The sequence below is a fragment of the Rhodococcus sp. AH-ZY2 genome, from assembly GCF_030916465.1.
Taxonomy (GTDB): Bacteria; Actinomycetota; Actinomycetes; order Mycobacteriales; family Mycobacteriaceae; genus Rhodococcus; species Rhodococcus ruber.
Genome location: NZ_CP126458.1, coordinates 4,510,454 through 4,530,064, shown reverse-complemented (window position 1 = coordinate 4,530,064; position 19,611 = coordinate 4,510,454). Strand labels below are relative to the sequence as shown.

Here is a 19,611-nt window from a genome sequence, read left to right as displayed (position 1 = left end):
TGCTGATAACTATAAATACGATCTGAATGATGTCAATGGATTTCGGTGAAACGGGTTCTCGACGAGAACGGGCGTCCACCCTGAAGGGTGGACGCCCGTTTCCGGAAACGACGGTGATCAAGCCGATTTCGGCGGCTCCAGCGTGCGGAGGGCGGCGAGCAGTCGCTCCGGAATCTGCGCCTTCTTCCCGTCCGCACCGCGCACGGCGAACGTGATCTTGCCGTGGGCGACGAGTTCGTCGCCGCGCTCGAAGTCGAATCCGAGCGCGTACGACGTGGTGCCGAGGTGGTCGAGGACCACCGTGCAGGTCAGTTCGTCGAACACCTCGCAGCTGGTGAGGTACTGGCACTCGGACTTCAGGCCCACGGTGTAGACGCCGAGGGTGTCGAGCATCGTGTGGCTGTCGAGACCGAACGAGTGCAGCCAGACGCTGTAGGTCCGTTCCATCCACGGGTAGTTGATCGCGAAGTACGAGATGCCGACGGCGTCGCAGTCGCCGTAGGCGAGCTGGAAGCGCTGCTGGGTGACGGCGGTGGTGGCGGTGGTCATGTCTTGTCCTTCCGGGCGGATCAGGGGTGGCCGCCGTCGACGGTGACGATGGAACCGGTGGTGAAACTCGACGCATCGCTCGCGAGGTACAGCGCCGCGCCGACGATCTCGTCGGGCTGTCCGCCGCGCTTGGCGGCGAAGCTCTGCGCCCGCCGGGAGAAGGCCTCCATGTCCCAGGAGTTGCTCACGTCGGTGAGGAAGGTGCCGGCCATGATCGCGTTGCTGCGCACCGTGGGTCCGAACGCGTGCGCCATGCCTATGGTAACGGCGTTGAGTCCGGCCTTGGCGGCGGCGTAGGGCAGGATGTCGGGCCGCGGGTGGACGGACCCGGCGCTGGAAATGTTGATAATGGATCCGCCGTCGCCCTGCGCCATGCGCGTTCCCACGAGTGCGGCGAGCCGGAACGGGCCCTTGAGATTCACTCCGACCACCTTGTCGAACAGTGTTTCGCTGACGGTGTCGAGGCTGTCGTACAGCGGGGACATACCTGCATTGTTGATCAGGACGTCGATCTTCCCGAAGTGGTCGTAGGCCGCGTCGACGAGTTCCTCGATCGACTCCCACCTGCCGACGTGGAACGAGTGCGCGAGGGTCTTGCGGCCCGTCTCCTCGGTGATCTCGTCGGCGGTGGCCTGGCACGAGGCCAGGTCACGGCTGGCGATGACGACGTCGCAGCCGGCCCGGGCCAGCCCGAACGCCATGGCGCGGCCGAGGCCCCGGCTGCCGCCGGTGACGATCGCGGTGCGGTCGGTGAGATCGAACGCGCGCGTGGGGTCGAATCCCGGGCGGGTCCGGCCGGTCGTTGAATCGGTCATCGAATTCCTCCGCTGGTCCTGGTTGACGGTACCCAATTCCTTGCTATTGTGATCATAGATTAGCGGATAGTGATCCAGTTCACGACAATGGCCGAGACCGCACCGAGTCACAGCACCGTGGCGCCCCCGGTGAGCGGACGCATCGCCAGAACGGAGTACAAGGTGAGTGACGACCAGCAGGACCTGTTCGCCCTGCCGCAGCGATACCTCGACCTCCAGCGGGAAGCCCGCGACCTCGCGGCCGAGTGCGCCGACATCGCCGCGCGTGCCGACGAGGCGGACAGTTTCGACCCGGACGTCCGCAAGCGGCTGACCGCGTCCCGTCTCACCGAGGTCGTCGTGCCGGCCGCCTACGGTGGCCGCTTCGAGAAGGTCGACTCCCTCGCGGTGACCATTGTGCGCGAGGCCCTCGCCGCCGAGTCCGCTCACCTCGACTCCATGTTCGGTATGCAGGGCATCGGCAGCTACTGCATCAGCGTCGGCGGGTCCGAGGAACTCAAGGCGGAGTGGCTGCCCAAGGTGGCCCGGCTCGAGGCGGTGGCCGCGCTCGGCCTGACCGAGCCGCACGTCGGATCCGATCTCAAGGCCCTCAGCACCACGGTCGTCGAGCGCGACGGCAAGCTCGTCGTCGACGGCCACAAGTCCTTCATCACCAACGGCGGCGACGCGGACTTCTACAGCATCCTCGCCCGCGAGGGCGACGGATACTCCCTCGTACTGGTCCCGGCCGACGCGCCGGGCCTGCGCATCGAGCACCCGCACCAGATCATCGCGCCGCACGTGCTCAGCGACGTCATCCTCGAGAACGTCGAGGTTCCGGTGGGCAACCGCATCGGGGAGCCGGGCAAGGGCTTCGGGCTCGTCCTCGCCACCCTCGCGACGTTCCGCGTGTCCGTGGCCGGCGCCGCGGTCGGCGTGGCCCAGGCCGCGCTGGACGAGGCCGTCGCCCATGCCAAGTCCCGGGAGGGCTTCGGGGTCAGCCTCGCGCGCCTGGGGTCGGTGCCCGAGCACCTCGCCTCCTGCTGGACCGACATCGAGATGGCGCGCTCGCTGACCTACCGCGCGGCCGCCGCCTCGGCCCGCGACGCCCGCGCCAACCTGCACCTGTCGTCGATGGCGAAGGTCGGAGCGACCGAGGCGGCGGCTCGCGTCGTCGACCGGTCGGTGCAGATCATGGGCCGTTTCGGGCTCGTACGCGGCGGCAAGCTCGAACGTCTCTACCGGGAGGCGCGTCCCATGCGGATCTACGAGGGCTCCACCGAGGTGATCTTCGATTCGCTGGCCAAGCAGCTCGTGAAGGAAGCCCCGTAGGGGCAGAATGCGGACCAGAGGCAGGAACCCATGACAACGGACGCGAACACCACCAAGCTGGAGCGAGTCGTCATCCGCTTTGCGGGCGACTCGGGCGACGGCATGCAGCTGACCGGTGACCGCTTCACCTCCGAGGCGGCCGCGTTCGGCAACGACCTCGCGACGCAGCCCAACTTCCCCGCCGAGATCCGGGCGCCCCAGGGCACCCTGCCGGGCGTGTCGTCGTTCCAGATCCAGATCGCGGACCACGACATCCTCACCGCGGGTGATCGACCGGACGTCCTCGTCGCGATGAACCCGGCGGCACTGAAGGCGAACATCGACGACCTGCCGCGCGGCGGCACCGTCATCGTCAACACCGACGAGTTCACCAAGCGCAACCTTTCCAAGGTCGGCTACGCCGCCAACCCGCTCGACGACGGCAGTCTCGACGAGTTCGTGATCCATCAGGTTCCGATGTCGAGCCTGTCGGTGGGGGCGGTGGAACCCGCCGGCCTGAGCCGCAAGGACGGCGAGCGCGCGAAGAACATGTTCGCGCTCGGGTTGCTGTCGTGGATGTACAACCGGCCGGTGGAGCGGATCGAGGAGTTCCTGCGCACCAAGTTCGCCAAGAAACCGCAGGTCGCCCAGGGCAACCTGCTCGCGTTCCAGGCCGGGTGGAACTACGGCGAGACCACCGAGACGTTCGCGACGACGTTCGAGGTGGCCAAGGCGGACCTGCCGGCCGGCACGTACCGGCAGATCACCGGCAACACCGCACTGGCCTACGGTCTGGTGACCGCCGGTGAGCTGTCCGGGCTCGAGGTGTTCCTCGGGACGTACCCGATCACCCCCGCCTCCGACATCCTGCACGAGCTGACCAAGCACCGCGGTCTCGGCGTGACCACCTTCCAGGCGGAGGACGAGATCGCCGCGATCGGCGCCGCGGTCGGCGCCTCTCTAGGTGGCGCACTCGGTGTCACCAGCACCTCCGGCCCGGGTCTGGCCCTCAAGAGCGAGGCCATCGGCCTGGCCGTCATGACCGAACTCCCGCTCGTCGTGATCGACGTGCAGCGCGGCGGACCGTCGACGGGCCTGCCGACCAAGACCGAGCAGTCCGATCTGCTGCAGGCACTGTACGGACGCAACGGCGAGTCGCCCGTCGCCGTGCTCGCGCCGCGCTCACCGGCCGACTGCTTCGCCACGGCCGTCGAGGCGGCCCACATCGCCCTGACGTACCGGACGCCGGTCCTGCTGCTGTCCGACGGCGCCATCGCCAACGGCTCGGAGCCCTGGCAGATCCCGCAGGTCGACGAGCTCGCCCCGATCGATCCGAACTACGAGACCGGCCCGGACGCCGCCGGCACACCCCTGCGGCCCTACGCGCGGGACCGCGAGACCCTCGCCCGTGCCGTGGCGATACCCGGGACTCCCGGCCTCGAGCACCGGCTCGGTGGCCTCGAGAAGGCGAACGGCAGCGGCAACATCTCCTACGATCCCGCCAACCACGATCTGATGGTGCGCCTGCGGCAGGCGAAGATCGACGGGATCTCCGTCCCGGACGCCGAGGTCGACGATCCGTCGGGGCAGGCCGAACTGCTGATCGTGGGCTGGGGCAGTTCCTACGGCCCGATCGGCGAGGCGTGCCGCCGCGCCCGGCGCCGCGGCACCGCGGTCGCCCACCTGCACCTGCGGCACCTGAACCCGTTGCCCCGCAACCTCGGTGAGGTGCTCGGCCGGTATCGCACGGTCATCGCGCCGGAGATGAATCTGGGGCAGCTGACGAGTGTGCTGCGGGCGCGCTACCTGGTCGACGTCCAGCCGGTGACGAAGGTCGAGGGTCTGGCCTTTCTCGCCGACGAGATCGTCGACGCGATCGATGCCGCGCTCGCCGGCACCCTGCGCGAGTTCGAAGACGCCAAGACCACCGCGGCGCTGGCTGCGGCCGAGTACCGGCCGGCGCCGGACCGCGAGGAGGAATCGGCATGACCGAGTTGATCAGCCGGGTGGGCACCGATCTCGGACTCAGCGCGACCGCGCTCGTCCCGACGACCGACACCCCGCAGAAGGCCAAGGACTTCACGAGCGACCAGGAGGTGCGCTGGTGCCCGGGTTGCGGTGACTACGTCATCCTGGCCGCGATCCGCAACTTCCTGCCCGAACTCGGGCTGCGCCGCGAGAACCTGATGTTCGTCTCGGGCATCGGCTGCTCGAGCCGGTTCCCGTACTACCTCGACACCTACGGGCTGCACTCCATCCACGGCCGCGCGCCGGCGATCGCGACCGGCCTGGCCGTCACGCGGCCCGACCTGTCGGTGTGGGTGGTCACCGGTGACGGCGATGCCCTCTCGATCGGGGGGAACCATCTGATCCACGCGCTGCGCCGCAACGTGAACCTCACGATCCTGTTGTTCAACAACCGGATCTACGGGCTGACGAAGGGGCAGTACTCGCCCACGTCCGAGGTCGGGAAGGTCACCAAGTCCACCCCGATGGGTTCGGTGGACCACCCCTTCAACACGCTCTCCCTCGCACTCGGTGCCGAGGCCACCTTCGCGGCCCGGGCGCTCGACTCCGACCGCAAGGGGCTCACCGACGTGCTGCGCCGCGCGGCCGAGCACCGGGGCACCGCGTTCGTCGAGATCTACCAGGACTGCCCGATCTTCAACGACGGGTCGTTCGACGTGCTGCGCAAGGAGGACGCGGAGCAGAGGGTGATCCCGCTGCGCCACGGTGAGCCGATCGTCTTCGGTGCGGAGGGGCAGAAGTGCGTCGTCCGTGACGGATTCGGTCTGCGTGTGGTGGACACGGCGTCGGCCGATCCGGGATCGATCGTCGTGCACGATGCGCACGCCGACGACCCGGAGTACGCGTTCGCGTTGTCGCGACTGTCCGATCAGAACCTCGACCACACGGTGTTCGGCGTGTTCCGCAGCGTCGCCCGCCCGACCTACGACGACCTCGTGCGCGAGCAGAACGAGAGCGCCCGCACCGGCGAGTCCCGTCGACGAGACTCCTTGCAGTCCTTGCTGACCGGGCACGACACCTGGACCGTGTCCGAATCACGCTGAGCGTCGTCTCCCGGCGCGGAAACCGGGGTCTTCGTACCCCTAGACAATGCGCATGATTAGTATAAAGTGACTGTCATCACATCTCCCTCCCCTCCCTTCGGCAGGAGTAGTCGTAATGTCGCTCAGGAACGAAATCGAAAACGCCCTCGCCCGCTACGCTCTCGCCTACGACGACGGCGACATGGACGGTGTCGAGCGGGTCTTCGGTGAAACCGCCGTGTTCACCATGAAGATCGGCGACGGCGACCTCATCGGGCCGCTCAACGGACGCGAGGAGATCATGGGCCTGTTCCGCGGAGCCCACGAGTCCCAGACCGACCAGCGGCGTCACATCACCACCAATCTGCGGATCGACGAGATCGACGAGAAGAACGTCCGCACCGTGTCGTACCTGCTCATCACCTCCGCGGAGAACGGTGCCCTCCGGGCCCTGTCCACCGGCAAGTACGAGGACGAATGGACCAGGAGCGGAGGCGACTGGGTGCTCACCAAGCGGCACATCGCCCTCGACCTCCCGTACTGAGCCTCCGGAGCCACCATGACGATGAACCAGGGCCTCATCCCCGCCAAGTGGGCCGCCCTCACCCCGAACCGCATGGCGTTGTACGACGTCCCCAACGACCGGCGCATCACCTTCGCCGCCCTCGACGAGCGCGTCCGGCGCCTGGCGAACGGACTGCGCGGTCTCGGCCTCGAGAAGGGCGACCGGGTCGCCGTCCTGACCAAGAACAGCATCGAGTTCCAGGAGCTGTTCTTCGCCGTCGGTCGCGCGGGACTGATCCTGCAGCCGCTGAACTGGCGGCTCGCGACCCCCGCCCTGCTCGGGCTCGTCGCCGACGCCACCCCGAAGGTGCTCATCACCGCGTCCGAATTCCGTCCCGTGGGCGAGGAACTGAGCCGATCCGCCTCGGTCGGCCACTGGCTCGAGTTCGGTCCGGGGGGTAACGGGACGTACGAGGAGCTGCTCGCGAGTTCCAGCCCGGCCGAACCGATCTGGACGCCGAGCGTCGGGGGAGACGACCCGTTCTTCATCCTCTACACCGGCGGCACCACGGGAGAATCCAAGGGTGCGCTGCACTCGCACACCAGCGCGGCCGCCGGCATGCTCAACCAGACCGTCGCCGAGCGGGTCGTGCCGACCGACGTCTACATGCTCACCGGCCAGATGTACCACATCCCGGTGGTCCTCTCGATGAACTACATGAAGCACGGATGTCCGGTCGTGCTGGTCAATTTCGAGGCCAAGCAGGCGCTCGAGATCATCGAGTCGGAGCGGGTCTCGGCGTTCCTCGGCATCACCACGATGCTGAACTGGATGATGGCCGTGGAGAACTTCGACTCCTACGACCTGTCGAGCCTGCGCAACATCCAGTACGGCGGCGGCCCGATGCCGTCCGCGATCGTCCGCAGCGCGCTCGAGGCGTTCCCCTGCACCCTCATCCAGGGGTACGGCCAGACCGAGGGCACGACCATGTCGTTCCTGTCCCAGGAGGACCACCTCGACGCGGTCAACGGCATCAACGAGCACCGGCTCAAGTCCTGTGGCCGGGAAGGCTTCGGCACCACCATCCGGGTCGTCGACTTCGACGGCAACGAGGTCCCCAAGGACGGCAAGACCCCCGGCGAGATCGTGGTCCGCTCCGAAGCCAACATGCTCGGCTACTGGAACAAGCCGGAACTGACCGCACAGACCCTGCGGGACGGCTGGATGTGGACCGGCGACGTCGCGGTCTGGGACGAGGACCACTACGTCTACATCGTGGACCGGGCCAAGGACATGATCATCTCCGGCGGCGAGAACATCTACAGCATCCAGGTCGAGGAGGCCATCGGCGCCCACCCCGCCGTCCTCGAATGCGCCGTCATCGGCATCCCCGACGACGAGTGGGGCGAGGTCGTCAAGGCCGTCGTGGTCCTCAAGCCCGGGCAGACCGCCACCGAACAGGAGATCATCGACACCGCCAAGCGGAATCTGGCCTCCTACCAGAAGCCCCGTTCGGTGGACTTCGTCGACGCCCTGCCGAAGGCGCCGACCGGAAAGATCATGAAGCGGGACCTGCGGGCCCCGTACCTCGAGACGACGGCGGCCCGATGACCGTGGACACCGGACGCCGGGTGCCGACCGAAGCCGAGCTCGCCGACCTCGTCGGCACCCGCTTCCCGGGCGGGCAGGCCACGCTCGAGCCGTGGTGGGTGCACCTCGTCCTCGACAGCATGCTCGCCGACCCCGCCGACGGCGGCGCGCACCCGGTGCTGGTGTTCCTCGTCGCCACCGGCGCGATGGGCTGGAGCTGGGACGAGTTGTTCGCCGTGTTCGGGGCCACCGAGGCCGACGGACCGATGGCCGGCGAGACCGAGACGGTCGTGCACCGGCCGCTGCGCGTCGGCGGCACCTACCGCGTCTCGGGCGAGATCGTCTCCGCGACGCGCAAGGTGGGCCGGCGCACCGGCGTCTTCGACATCGTCGGCTACCGCCTCGACCTGCACGGTGAGGACGGGGCGCTGTGCGCCTCCACCACCAACTCGATCGTGTTCCCCCGCCGAGGAGAAATCTCATGAAACCGGCTGTCGGGCAGCAGATTCCCGAACGTACCGTCGATGCGGTGGATCCGGCCCGGATGAAGACCCTCTCGGCGCTCATGCGCGACCCGAACCCGATCCATTTCGATCGGAACGCCGCGGCTGCGCTGGGCCTCGGGGAGCGCACGGTCAATCAGGGGCCGAGCAACATCGCCTACGTCGTGTCCATGCTCGGGTCCTGGGCCGGCGGCGTGGACCGGGTCACCGGATACCGGTTCCGATTCCTCGGCAACGTGTTCGAGGGGGACCGGCTGCGGGCCGCAGGGGTGGTGACCGACGTCGAGGACACCGCCGACGGCCTCCTGGTGCGCTGCGATCTCACGCTCGACGTCCTGGGCGGCGCGCGCGTTCTCGAAGGCACCGGGACCGTCCTGGTCCCCGCCGATCACTAGACATCGTTTTCCACGAGAGGAGCGTCAACCATGGCAGGACGAGTAGAAGGCAAGGTCGCGTTCATCACCGGGGCCGCCCGCGGCCAGGGCCGCAGCCACGCGCTGCGGCTCGCCGAGGAGGGCGCCGACATCATCGCGGTCGACATCTGCGAGAACATCGACACGGTGACCCCGTACTACCCGCTGGCTACCGAGGACGAGCTGAAGGAGACCGTCCGGCTCGTCGAGGCCCTCGACCGCCGGATCGTGGCCCACCGCGCCGACGTCCGGGACCGCGCGGCGCTGCAGCGGGCCTTCGACGACGGGGTGGCGCACCTCGGCGGCGTCGACATCGTGGTCGCCAACGCCGGCATCGCCACCTACGGCCGCTCGTGGGAGCTCACCGCCGAGCAGTGGCGGGACATGATCGACGTCAACCTCACCGGCGTCTACAACACCGCCGTCGTCGCGATCCCCACGATGATCGAGCAGGGCCGCGGGGGTTCGATCATGTTCACCAGTTCGATCGGCGGACTCAAGGGCATCCAGCAGGTCGCCCACTACGTCTCGGCCAAGCACGGCATCGTCGGACTCATGCGCACCATGGCGAACGAACTGGGCCCCTACAGCATCCGGGTCAACACCATCCACCCGACGAACGTCGACACCATCATGATCCAGAACCCCGGGACGTACGGGATGTTCTCGCCCGGGGATCCGGAGCCGTCGCAGGAGAAGGCGATGCCGGGGTTCATGTCGCTGAACACGCTGCCGGTGCCGTGGGTCGAATCGATCGACATCAGCAACGCGGTGCTGTTCCTCGGCAGCGACGAGGCGCGGTACGTCACCGGAGTCACCTTCCCGGTCGACGCCGGCGCATACGTGAAGTGATGTGAGATGGCCGTCGGCATCGACGACAACGAGGACCTGCGCACGCTACGGGTCGACGAGGACGGCATCGCCGAACTCGTAGCGGCGCAGACCGAATGCACCTTCGCCTTCACCACCGCGGCCGGGTGGCCGGCCGGGGTGGTGATGAGCTACCTGCACCACGGCGACCGGTTCTGGCTCACCGCCGCGAAGGACCGCGCCCACGTCCGGGCAGCGACGCGCGAACCCCGCGTGACGCTGGTGATCTCGAATGCCGGTACCGGACTGCCCGGCAGGAGGATGCTCGCCGTCCGCGGCCGTGTCACCGTCCACGCCGACGCGGAGACCAGACGCTGGTTCTACCCGGCGTTCGCGGCGCGCCATGCTCCGAACGATCCCGAAGCCTTCCAGCGCCTGCTGGACAGCCCGAACCGAGTCGTCCTGGAAGTCCGTCCCGTCCGAATCGCGGTCAGTCACGACTCGACCAGGATGCCGGGCGACGGACGCGGCGGCTCGCTCGGGCCCCGACCGAACAAGGGGTGAACGAAATGACCGCGGATCCGGACTCCGCCTACGCCCATCTGCTCTCGCCGTTCCAGATCGGCCCGATGAAGCTGCGCAACCGCGTGGTGCTGCCGCCGCACGCGTCGGCGATCGGCAACATCTTCGGGTCCGAGGCCGACGCCGAACGCAACCTCGCCTACTACGTGTCCCGGGCCCGGGGCGGAGCCGCATGGTTCGACAGCCTCAGCGCGTGGGTGCCGAACACGGGGGTGATCCCGGGGTTCGAACCCACCGGTGTGGGTGCCACGGTCGAAGGCCACTACAGCCTGCCATTCTTCGTCGAACGGGTGCAGGCGTACTCCGATGCCCTGCACGCCGAGGGTGCGGTGGCGACGGGGCAGATGGTGCACCAGGGCGGTATGCCGCACGGCGCGTCGTCGGTCCTGAGCGCCCCGGTGATCAACAACGTTCCGCACAAGCTGAACCGGGACGAGATCGCCTACTTCGTCGGTCAGTACAAGTTCTGTGCAGAGCAGGCCCAGAAGGCACGTCTCGACGGCGTCGAACTCCACATGAACCACGACGATCTGCTGGAGTACTTCCTGTCGCCGCTGACCAACAAGCGCGACGACGAGTACGGGGGCTCGATCGAGAACCGTTGCCGGTTCCCGGTCGAGGTGCTGCGGGCCATCCGTGACGTGATCGGATCGTCCATGGTCATCGGCATCCGCCTGAATCTGCGTGAGGAGGTGCCGGGCGGATACGACATCCACGGCGCCGTCGAGATCGCGCAGTACCTCGAGAGCACCGGACTCGTCGACTACTTCCACGGCGTGGTGGGCAGCCCGTGGGGCAACCCGTCCTACATCCAGCCGCACTTCTACGAGGCCGGTCAGTGGAGCGATCTCGCCGGGCAGCTCAAGCGGGCGGTGTCGCTGCCCGTCGTGCACACGGGCCGGATCAATCACCCCGATGTCGCCGAACGGATCCTCGCGGCCGGCGACGCCGACGTCGTCGGCATGGCTCGTGCGCACATCGCCGAGCCGTCGATCGTCGAGAAGGTCCGCACCGGCCGCGTCGACGAGATCCGGCCCTGCGTCGGCGGCAACGAGTGCATCAGCCGCCGCTACGTCGAGGGGCTGCCGTTCGGCTGCGCGGTCAACCCCGTCACCAGCAACGAGGTCGACGGGCCGTGGCCCACCGTGACCGACCCCAGGCGCGTGCTCGTCGTCGGCGGTGGTCCGGCCGGCATGGAGTTCGCGGCCCTGGCCCGGGAGAAGGGCCACGACGTGGAGCTGTGGGAGGCGTCCGACGTGCTCGGCGGCCAACTGCGCACCGCGATCAACGCCCCCACGTACGACATGTTCGAGAAGTACCTGGACTGGCAGCAGCGCCGGCTCGAGCGGGCGGGCGTGAAGGTCGCCTACCGGCACGCGGCGACGAAGGCGGAGATCGAGTCCGCGGGATTCGACGTGGTGGCGGTCGCCACCGGCTCCACCCGCCGGATCCCGGACATCCCGGGTGTCTACGGCGACAATGTCGCCGACATCCGCGACGTCCTCAACGGCGACGCCGCGGTCGGCAAGCGGGTCCTGATCGTCGCGCAGGACGACCACATGCCGCCGCTGTCGCTCGCCGACTTCCTCACCGATCGCGGGCACGACGTCACCGTCGTCTACGCGACCCAGGTCGCGGGGCAGCTGCTCGGCCGCTACATCGTGGGCGCGATCCTCGGGCGCCTCGACGAGAAGGGCGTGCAGTACCGGTTCATGGAGGACGTCGTCGAGATCACCCCGACCGGGGTCGTCACCCGCAACGTCTATTCGGGGCGCACCTACCAGGTGGACGGCTTCGACTCGGTGGTGCTCGCCTGCGGTGGCATCGGGGACGCCGACTTGTACGAGAGTCTCGAGGACGGCCCGGCGGCCGAGGGCGAGCGGGAGGTGCACATTCTCGGTGACGCCTACGCGCCGCGGCGGCTGGTGTTCGCCACCCGTCAGGCGTACGCGCTCGCGAAGCTGATCTGACGGACACCGAAACGGGGTGCGGGCTTCGGGCCTGCACCCCCGTTTCGGTGTCCGTCGGCGATGAGCGGGATGTTGCTGCGTCGAGCGGGAGGTTGTCGTCGTCGCGTCTCGCGTTTCGGCGCGAGATCCTCCCGCTCGGTGCGAGATCCACCCGCGTGATACGAGCGACGCAGCGAAAGGCGCCGGGCGATCGCTGGTTGCGATCGCCCGGCGCGAGGCCCCGACATCAGGCCAGGACGAATCCCTTGAAGTCCGCGTCGCGGACCTCGTTCCACGTCTGCTCGTAGAGCACGATGCCGCCGGCGTAGGGCATGAAGATCTGCGGCTTGCCGGGGATGTTCTGCCCGCGGTACCAGGATCCGGACTCACCCTGCGGCCACAGGGTCATGTTCGCGATCTCCTCCACGGTCTCGACCCACTGGTTCTGCGCCTCCTCGGTGGCCTCGATCGTGGTCAGTCCGTGCTCGCGCATGTGATCCATGGTCTCGACCGTCCACTCGACGTGCTGCTCGATGGCGGTCACCATGTTCGACAGCACCGACGGGCTGCCGACGTTGGCGATGATGAACATGTTGGGGAAGCCCGCGGTGCCCAGGCCCAGGTGTGTCTTCGGGCCCTCCTGCCACGCCTCCCGCAACGGCAGACCGCCGCGGCCGCGGATGTCGATCTGCGTGAACGCGCCGGTGAAGGCGTCGAACCCGGTGGCGAGCACGACGGCGTCGAACTCGTACTCGGTGCCGTCGGCGAGATGCATGCCGTGCTCGGTGAAGCTGTCGAGGGGCTTCTTCCGCAGGTCGACCAGTTCGACGTTGTCGCGGTTGAACGTCTCGTACCAGTCCGTGCCGATGACGGGCCGCTTCGCGCCCATCGGGTAGCCGAACGGCTTGAGGCTGTCCGCGACGTCCGGATCGTCGACGATCTCGTCGACCTTGGCCCGGACGAAGTCGCACACCGAGTCGTTGGCCCGCTGATCGACCATCAGGTCCGCGAACGCGCCGAGGAAGGCGATGCCGCCGCCCTGCCAGCGCTTCTCGTACTCGGCCCACCGCTCGTCGTCGCTGACGTCGTACGCGGCCTTCGGGTTGTCGTCGCGGATGCAGCCGGCGGCGGCGGTCCGGCAGGCCTGGCGCCGCGCGCGGTAGTTCGCCTTGACGTTCGCGACGAACTCCGGGTCGAGCTTGTGGTTGCGGGCGGGAATGACGAAGTTGGCGGTGCGCTGGAGGACGGTCAGCGTGCCGGCCTGCTTGGCGATCTCCGGGATGGCCTGCACCCCGGAGGAACCCGTACCGACCGCGGCGACCCGCAGACCGGTGAAGTCCACCCCCTCCTCCGGCCACGCGCTGGTGCGGTAGATCGGTCCCTGGAACTTGTCGAGGCCGGGGACGTCGACGTCCTTCGGTACCGACAGGCAGCCGACGGCCATGAGGCAGAACCGAGCGACGTACTCGTCGCCCCGGTCGGTGCGGACGTGCCACTTCTGCTCGCCCTCGTCGAAACGGGCTTCGGTGACCGTGGTTTCGAGCCGGATGTCGCGGCGCAGGTCGAACCGGTCGGCGACGTGCGAGAGGTACGCCTGCAGTTCGGGCTGCGACGGGTAACGCTCGCTCCACTCCCACTCCTGCTCGAGATCCTCGTCGAACCCGAAGGAGTAGTCGTGGCTGTCCACGTCGCAGCGGGCGCCGGGGTAGCGGTTCCAGTGCCAGGTGCCGCCGACCTCCTTGCCCTTGTCGAGGGCGACGGCGGTGTAACCGTGGCGGCGCAGCTTCCACAGCAGGTACAGGCCTGCGAAGCCCGCGCCGACGACGACGGCATCGACCTCGGTAGCGGCGGTGGGGGTGGGAGTTGCAGTCATCGGATGGCCTCTCTGACTGGGGATTCGATCGGATGTGCCGATGTTGCCGCCGGACTCGCGGATTCGGTGGGTCCGGCGGGAGCATGATCCGCCCGGCTGATCGGCCGCCGCGGAAAAAGTCTGTGACGGGTATCACTCTATCAATGCGAATGGATATAATCAAAGACGGGGAGTGAATATATGTGGCGGGCTTCCTGTCTCCTCCCTGCGTGCGGGAGCACTCCACCGCCCCGCGTGCGGGCCCGCTGCCTGCGGAGAATTTCCGAATCCACCATCGAAAGAGGTCGACATGTACCGACTCGTCGCCGCCTACAACCACCCCGAGGATCCCGAGAAGTTCCTCGACCACTACCGCAACGTGCACTCCAAGCTCGCACTGAAGCAGCAGGGCATCCGGAACTACGAATGGGGCGTGTGCTCCACTCCCGACGGCAGCACCCCGCCGCACTTCCTGGTCGCGGTATGCGACTGGGACAGCAAGGAAGCCATGCTCGCGGACATGGCGTCGCCGGAAGGACAGCAGGGCGCAGCCGACCTCGAGAACTTCGCGCAGGCCGGCGTCTCGTTCGACTTCTACGAGATCACCAAGGACATCTGACCCGGTACACCGACCGGAGACACGCGACCGGGGTGGGGACTGCGCAGTCCCCACCCCGGTCGCGTGTCTCGGCATCGCACGGTCAGGCGTCGAAGCCGTCCATCTGCGGGGTGGTGAGACCCGTGATGATCCGCTCGGCGATCTTCCAGCCGTCGGCGGTACGGACGTAACGGTCCTCGTTGAGTGCGATCGCCTTGATGGCGGCGCCGTTCTTCATCTCCGCTTCGGAGAAGACGTAATTCGTACCGGTGGCATGGTCGTCGTCCTCGAAGTCGATCACGTGATTGGTGATGATGTGGAACTGCTTGTCCACCGCCTGTGCGTCCCGCTCGAAGAAGTCGAGGATCTGCTCGTGGCCCTCGTACCGCGTCAGGCCCACGGCGCTGGCGTCCCACACCCCGTCGGGTGCGAAGGCGGACAGGGCTTCCTTGGGGTCGAACCGGTCGAGACCCCGGGCGTAGAGGTGGGTGACGCGGATGATCTCGTCGATGTCGTCGGCGCGCATGTGTCGGTCTCCGTGTACTCGAGGGAATGGGTCAAGGAACGGACGGCAGGTCGATGCCGTCCAGGTCGGCTCTGATCTGCAGTGCGAGGTACTTGTTGTAGATCCGGGCGAACGTGAGATTGCCGCCGCTGAACCAGAACCCGTCGTGGCCGGAACGTCGCCACACCGACCGGATCTCGCCCTCGTCGTCGAGGCCCCAGACCGGTCCGCACCGGTCGGCGACCGCGTCGCCCAGGACGCGACGGGCAGTGTCGAGAATGCCCCGGAATCCGGTGGCGAACACGACGGTGTCGGCGGGCAGGACGGTGCCGTCCGACATCACGACTCCCTCGGGGACGAACCGTTCGACGGTCTTCCCGGCGACCAGCCCGATCGACCCGTCCGCGACGAGCCGCGAAGCGCCGACGTCGATGTAGTAGCCGCCGTTGCGGGTGAGGAAGAGGTTCATCGCTCCGGTCCCGCCGTCGCCCAGGCTGTGGCGGAATCCCCGGGCGCTCAGGGCATCGAGCAGGTCGCGATCGATGTCGGCCATCGCCGCGACCGCGGTACGCAGCCCGTCGACGAAGCCCTCGTCCCGTCGCGCGAACGACGCGCCGACGAGGTCGGCGATCTCGGTGGGCGCGGTGTCCTCGCCGTAGGCCGGCTTCAGCATGACGTCGACCACGGTGGTGCCGCCGACGACGTACGTCGGACCCCGCTGGACGAGGGTCACGTTCGCGCCGGTGTTGTACAGGTCCTGCGCGATGTCGTGGCCGCTGTTGCCGGTGCCGATGACGACGACGTTCCGGCCGCTCCGTCGTGGGTCCGTCGTGTACCGGCCGGAATGCAGCAGCTCGCCCGCGAATTCTTCGCTCCCCGGAATGTCCGGGACGAGCGGCTCGGTTCCGCTCAGGCCGGTGGCCAGGACCACGTGGCGCGGATGCAGGACGCGCCGTTCGCCGCCGCGGTCGAGGAGCACGTCCCAGCGCTCCGTCGCCGGATCGTAGGAGGCGCTCACCAGCTCCGTGCGGGTCCACACGTTCAGTTCCAGGGCCCGGGAATAGATTTCGAGCCAGTCACCCATCTTGTCCTTCGGCGTGAACACCGGCCACGTGGGTGGGAACGGCATCATCGGCAGATGGTTCGACCACACGGGGTCGTGCAGCACCAGCGAGTCGTAGCGGTTGCGCCAGTTGTCGCCCACGCGCTCGTTGCGTTCGACGACGAGCGTGTGCACGTTCATCGCGCCCAGGTAGGCGGCGAGTCCGAGCCCGGAATGCCCGGCACCGATCACGAGGACGTCCGGATCCCGGTCGGTGCACTCGTTCGCGAGGCGGCGGTGGTCCCCCCAGTGGGTGGTGACGCGTTCCCCGGGTTCCGGCGCACCGATCGGACGGCGCTCTCCCACAGCCGGTTCGGCCCCGACGAGACTGTCGAGGGCGGTCAGCACGGCGGTCGCACGCCAGCGGTCCGTCTCGTCCGGCGTCAGGCGCGCGACGCCACGGACCTGTCCGAAGCGGACGGTGAGACGGAAGAGCAGCTGTATCACCGGCGGACCGTCGCCGGTGGGCAGCAGAACCGGCGGAGCGGAGGAATCGAGTGCCTCGTCGCGGACCTCGAGGTCCGCCGCGCCGGTGAGCAGCGGGCGGATCGCCGATTCGCCGTGCAGGCTGCGCAGATCACCGGTGAAGGCGAGCAGGTCGCGCCACCATGCGTCGGTGGCGAGAGCATCCGGATAGTCGCCGGTACCGCCCGACCGGAGTGCATCGGCGAAATCCGCGAGCCAGCGCTCGGCGACCTCGGCGGGGCGGGCGGGATCGAGACGCGGGGTGTCGAGTCTTGCGGTCATGAGGTCTCCCGTTCGTCCGGCCGGATCAGCGCAGGGTGTAGCCGGCGTCGACCTTGAGTTCGGTGCCGGTGACGTACCGGGCCTCGTCGGAGGCGAGGTAGAGCACCGCGTTGGAGATGTCGATCGGTTCGATCCACGGCACGGGCAGGACGTTGGTGGTGGCGAAGACCGGTGCGGCCTGTTCCTGCGTGGGATGTTCCACGTCCGGGAGGAACAGCCGGAAGCAGGATTCGTTCAGGATCATGTCCGTGGCGACGCCGGTGGGATGCACGGTGTTGACGCGGATGCCGTGCGGCCCCAATTCCAGTGCCAGCGTGCGCATCAGGCCGACCACGGCGTGCTTGCTCGCGGTGTAGGGCGCCACGTTCGGCGTGCCCTTCAGGCCTGCGGTGGAGCTGGTGATGACGATCGAGCCACCGGTGCCCTGCTCGATCAGGTGCGGGGTGACGGCCTTGCAGGTGTGCCACACGCCCTTGAGGTTGATGTCGAGGACGTCGTCCCAGTCGCGTTCGGTGACGAGGTGCGTCTCGTCGCCGAAGAGGAAGATCCCCGCGTTGGCGGCGACGATGTCGATCCGGCCGAGTTCGGCGATGCCCTCGTCGACGACGGCCTTCACGGCGTCGAAGTTGCGGACGTCGGCCTTGCGGGCGATGATCCGGCGGTCGAGGGCCTCGACGGCGCGCACCGTCTCGGCCAGGTCCTCCTCGGTGGCGCCGGGGTAGAAGCGGGTGACGCTCTCGATCTCCTCGGCGACATCGAGAGCGACGATGTCGGCGCCCTCCTCGGCGAGGCGGATCGCGTGACTGCGTCCCTGGCCGCGGGCCGCCCCCGTGATGAACGCGACCTTACCTGCTACCCGTCCTGTCATAGCTGCTCCTTCGGGGCCGCCGACGGGCCCGATCCGCCGTCAGCGGTAGGTGTTCCAGGTGGGAGCCGACTCCGGATAGTCGGCTTCGGTGTATCGGGTCTGGGGCCACCGAATCCGTTTGGTGGTACGGAAACTCGAGCCCATCGACTCGAACGGTACCGCGTACATGAACGATACGGTGCGTCTTTCGAAAAGCCATGTGCTGTCCCGCCGCACGTACCGGTCCCGATAGCGGAAGGCGGTCATCATCAGCGTGTCGTGGACGGCCAGTTCGGCGTGGCCGGTCATGATTCCGCTTGCGTGCGAGTCGTCTTCGATCGTGACGAGGTGGATCTCGGGGGTGTGCAGCATGGTGTGGTAACGGTCCATGCTGGAGACGTAGAAGGGGCGGATCTGCTCACGGCCGCACAGTTCGGTGCCGGCGACCTCGAAGACACCGTCTTCGGTGAACATCGACAGGACGGCGTCGATGTCGTGGTCGTCGACGGCCAGGGCGTAACGCCCTGCGAGATCCCGGATCTCGTCCTTGGCGACGAGGCGGCTCAGGGCGGCGGAATCGAGGTCCGCGAGGTTCGAGGCAGTCATCGGCTCTGTTCCTGTCGGAGGTACACGGACGGGCCGGGACGGAGTGTCGATTCCGTCCCGGCCCGGGTGCCGGGCGCGGATCACCCGCGCAGTCGCGCGTGCCGATCTAGTCGTCGTACATGATGACGCCGCGGATGTTCTTGCCGTCGCGGAGATCCTTGAACGCGGTGTTGATGTCCTCGAGCTTGTAGGTCTTGGTGACCAGCTCGTCCAGCTTGAACTCGCCGCGGCGGTACATGTCGGCGATGAGCGGGATGTCGCGGCGCGCCGTCGTGGTGCCGTACAGGGTGCCCTGCAGGCGCTTGCCCGACATCGCGAAGGTGAACAGGTCGAACGGCACGTCGCGCTGGGTGACCGGCGCCGCCGAGGTGAGCACCAGGGTGCCGCCGCGACGGGTCATCTCCTGGGCGGGGTTCAGCAGGTGCCCGTAGGCGATGTCGACCGTGATGATGACGACGTCGGCGCCCTGGCCGTCGGTGAGCTGATCGACGACCTCGCGGCACTGGTCGAAGTTCTCGGTGGTGTGGGTGGCACCGAAGATCTTCGCCTGGTCGCGCTTGAACTCGACCGGGTCGATCGTGACGATGTTCTTGGCGCCCTTGTGCCGGGCGCCCTGGACGGCGTTCATGCCCACACCGCCGGTGCCGATGACGACCACGGTGTCACCGAGCTGGATGTCGGCCGCGTAGACGGACGATCCCCAGCCGGTGGGCACGCCGCAGCCGATGAGCGCGGCCTTGTCGAGCGGGATGTCCTTGCCGATCTTCACGCACGAGTCGATGTTGACCACGACGTACGGCGAGAAGGTGCCGAGGTAGGAGAACGGGCCGACGCCCTGGCCGCGGGCGTGGACGCGGTGCGTGCCGTCGGGTGCGTAGCCCGCGAGCACGCCGGCACCCATCTCGCACATGTTGGAACGGCCGATGGTGCACATCTTGCAGTGGCCGCAGGACGGCAGGAAGGACAGGACGACGTGGTCGCCGACCTCGAAACCGGTGACGTCCGGGCCGAGTTCCTCGATCACGCCGGCGCCTTCGTGGCCACCGATGATCGGCGCCCAGTCGAGGGGGATGTCGCCGGTGTCGACGTGGTCGTCACTGTGGCAGATGCCGGAGGCGGCGAGCTTGACCCGCACCTCCCGGCTCTTGGGGGGATCGATCTCGATTTCCTCGACGCTCCAACCGGACCGGGTTCCCGGCTCCCACAGCAGCGCTCCGATGGTCTTCATGGCTTCTCCTCGTGACGGGGTGAAGGCGCGAGCGGCGGCCGGGGCAGGGCTCCGGCGCGGGCTCGACGGA

The 19,611-nt window shown here is 68.1% G+C and carries 19 protein-coding genes; 11 read left to right on the top strand and 8 right to left on the bottom strand.

The genetic code is table 11. The features are described 5' to 3' along the window. Positions 1-117: 117 nt before the first annotated feature. Positions 118-549 carry a thioesterase family protein gene (locus QNA09_RS21790; protein WP_017679799.1) on the bottom strand — a complete coding sequence of 144 codons (432 nt, stop codon included), beginning with the start codon at positions 547-549 and terminating at the stop codon, positions 118-120. Between the two features lie 20 nt (positions 550-569). Beyond that, complete coding sequence (locus QNA09_RS21785) at positions 570-1,364, bottom strand: SDR family NAD(P)-dependent oxidoreductase (RefSeq protein WP_003938443.1); 795 nt, start codon at positions 1,362-1,364, stop codon at positions 570-572. Between the two features lie 162 nt (positions 1,365-1,526). Here QNA09_RS21785 and QNA09_RS21780 point away from each other — a divergent pair, with 162 nt between their 5' ends. The 10 genes from QNA09_RS21780 to QNA09_RS21735 all read left to right on the top strand — a co-directional run bounded on the left by QNA09_RS21780 (position 1,527) and on the right by QNA09_RS21735 (position 12,077). Continuing rightward, positions 1,527-2,675, top strand: a complete 1,149-nt coding sequence (locus tag QNA09_RS21780; RefSeq protein ID WP_082335501.1) for an acyl-CoA dehydrogenase family protein — start codon at positions 1,527-1,529, stop codon at positions 2,673-2,675. A gap of 30 nt (positions 2,676-2,705) precedes the next feature. Continuing rightward, a complete protein-coding gene (locus tag QNA09_RS21775; protein ID WP_017679797.1) occupies positions 2,706-4,643 on the top strand; it encodes a 2-oxoacid:acceptor oxidoreductase subunit alpha in 1,938 nt (645 codons plus the stop codon). Next, positions 4,640-5,725, top strand: a complete 1,086-nt coding sequence (locus QNA09_RS21770; RefSeq protein WP_010594013.1) for a 2-oxoacid:ferredoxin oxidoreductase subunit beta — start codon at positions 4,640-4,642, stop codon at positions 5,723-5,725. The genes QNA09_RS21775 and QNA09_RS21770 overlap by 4 nt, the downstream gene beginning before the upstream one ends. Positions 5,726-5,840: 115 nt before the next feature. Next, complete coding sequence (locus QNA09_RS21765) at positions 5,841-6,248, top strand: nuclear transport factor 2 family protein (protein ID WP_308072075.1); 408 nt, start codon at positions 5,841-5,843, stop codon at positions 6,246-6,248. Positions 6,249-6,263: 15 nt separating this feature from the next. Beyond that, entirely contained in the window at positions 6,264-7,820 is a 1,557-nt protein-coding gene (locus QNA09_RS21760) for an AMP-binding protein (RefSeq protein WP_102031708.1), read from the top strand. Next, positions 7,817-8,284 carry a hypothetical protein gene (locus QNA09_RS21755; RefSeq protein WP_010594010.1) on the top strand — a complete coding sequence of 156 codons (468 nt, stop codon included), beginning with the start codon at positions 7,817-7,819 and terminating at the stop codon, positions 8,282-8,284. Before QNA09_RS21760 ends, QNA09_RS21755 begins: the two co-directional genes overlap by 4 nt. Beyond that, positions 8,281-8,697 carry a MaoC family dehydratase gene (locus QNA09_RS21750; RefSeq protein WP_010594009.1) on the top strand — a complete coding sequence of 139 codons (417 nt, stop codon included), beginning with the start codon at positions 8,281-8,283 and terminating at the stop codon, positions 8,695-8,697. The genes QNA09_RS21755 and QNA09_RS21750 overlap by 4 nt, the downstream gene beginning before the upstream one ends. Positions 8,698-8,727: 30 nt before the next feature. Beyond that, entirely contained in the window at positions 8,728-9,567 is an 840-nt protein-coding gene (locus QNA09_RS21745) for a mycofactocin-coupled SDR family oxidoreductase (RefSeq protein WP_017679796.1), read from the top strand. Positions 9,568-9,573: 6 nt separating this feature from the next. After that, the gene (locus tag QNA09_RS21740) at positions 9,574-10,089 is read left to right on the top strand and encodes a pyridoxamine 5'-phosphate oxidase family protein (protein WP_017679795.1); all 516 of its coding nucleotides are present in this window, start codon (positions 9,574-9,576) and stop codon (positions 10,087-10,089) included. Positions 10,090-10,094: 5 nt separating this feature from the next. After that, positions 10,095-12,077 carry an FAD-dependent oxidoreductase gene (locus tag QNA09_RS21735; RefSeq protein ID WP_026137552.1) on the top strand — a complete coding sequence of 661 codons (1,983 nt, stop codon included), beginning with the start codon at positions 10,095-10,097 and terminating at the stop codon, positions 12,075-12,077. 226 nt (positions 12,078-12,303) lie between these two features. Here QNA09_RS21735 and QNA09_RS21730 read toward each other — a convergent pair whose 3' ends face one another. Next, entirely contained in the window at positions 12,304-13,929 is a 1,626-nt protein-coding gene (locus QNA09_RS21730) for an NAD(P)/FAD-dependent oxidoreductase (protein WP_048771443.1), read from the bottom strand. 289 nt (positions 13,930-14,218) lie between these two features. On the opposite strand from QNA09_RS21730, the gene QNA09_RS21725 reads away from it, so the two are divergent. Beyond that, complete coding sequence (locus QNA09_RS21725) at positions 14,219-14,527, top strand: EthD family reductase (RefSeq protein WP_003938431.1); 309 nt, start codon at positions 14,219-14,221, stop codon at positions 14,525-14,527. 82 nt (positions 14,528-14,609) lie between these two features. Here QNA09_RS21725 and QNA09_RS21720 read toward each other — a convergent pair whose 3' ends face one another. The 5 genes from QNA09_RS21720 to QNA09_RS21700 form a co-directional block, all read right to left on the bottom strand. Beyond that, entirely contained in the window at positions 14,610-15,032 is a 423-nt protein-coding gene (locus tag QNA09_RS21720; protein ID WP_003938430.1) for a nuclear transport factor 2 family protein, read from the bottom strand. 31 nt (positions 15,033-15,063) lie between these two features. After that, positions 15,064-16,860, bottom strand: coding sequence for an NAD(P)/FAD-dependent oxidoreductase (locus QNA09_RS21715; RefSeq protein WP_308072074.1), 1,797 nt, complete (start codon positions 16,858-16,860; stop codon positions 15,064-15,066). 25 nt (positions 16,861-16,885) lie between these two features. Further along, positions 16,886-17,728, bottom strand: coding sequence for a mycofactocin-coupled SDR family oxidoreductase (locus tag QNA09_RS21710; protein WP_003938428.1), 843 nt, complete (start codon positions 17,726-17,728; stop codon positions 16,886-16,888). Positions 17,729-17,767: 39 nt separating this feature from the next. Further along, on the bottom strand, positions 17,768-18,313 hold the full coding sequence (locus QNA09_RS21705; RefSeq protein ID WP_017679791.1) for an SgcJ/EcaC family oxidoreductase: 546 nt from the start codon (positions 18,311-18,313) through the stop codon (positions 17,768-17,770). Between the two features lie 106 nt (positions 18,314-18,419). After that, positions 18,420-19,541, bottom strand: coding sequence for an NDMA-dependent alcohol dehydrogenase (locus QNA09_RS21700; RefSeq protein ID WP_010594001.1), 1,122 nt, complete (start codon positions 19,539-19,541; stop codon positions 18,420-18,422). Positions 19,542-19,611 lie beyond the last annotated feature (70 nt).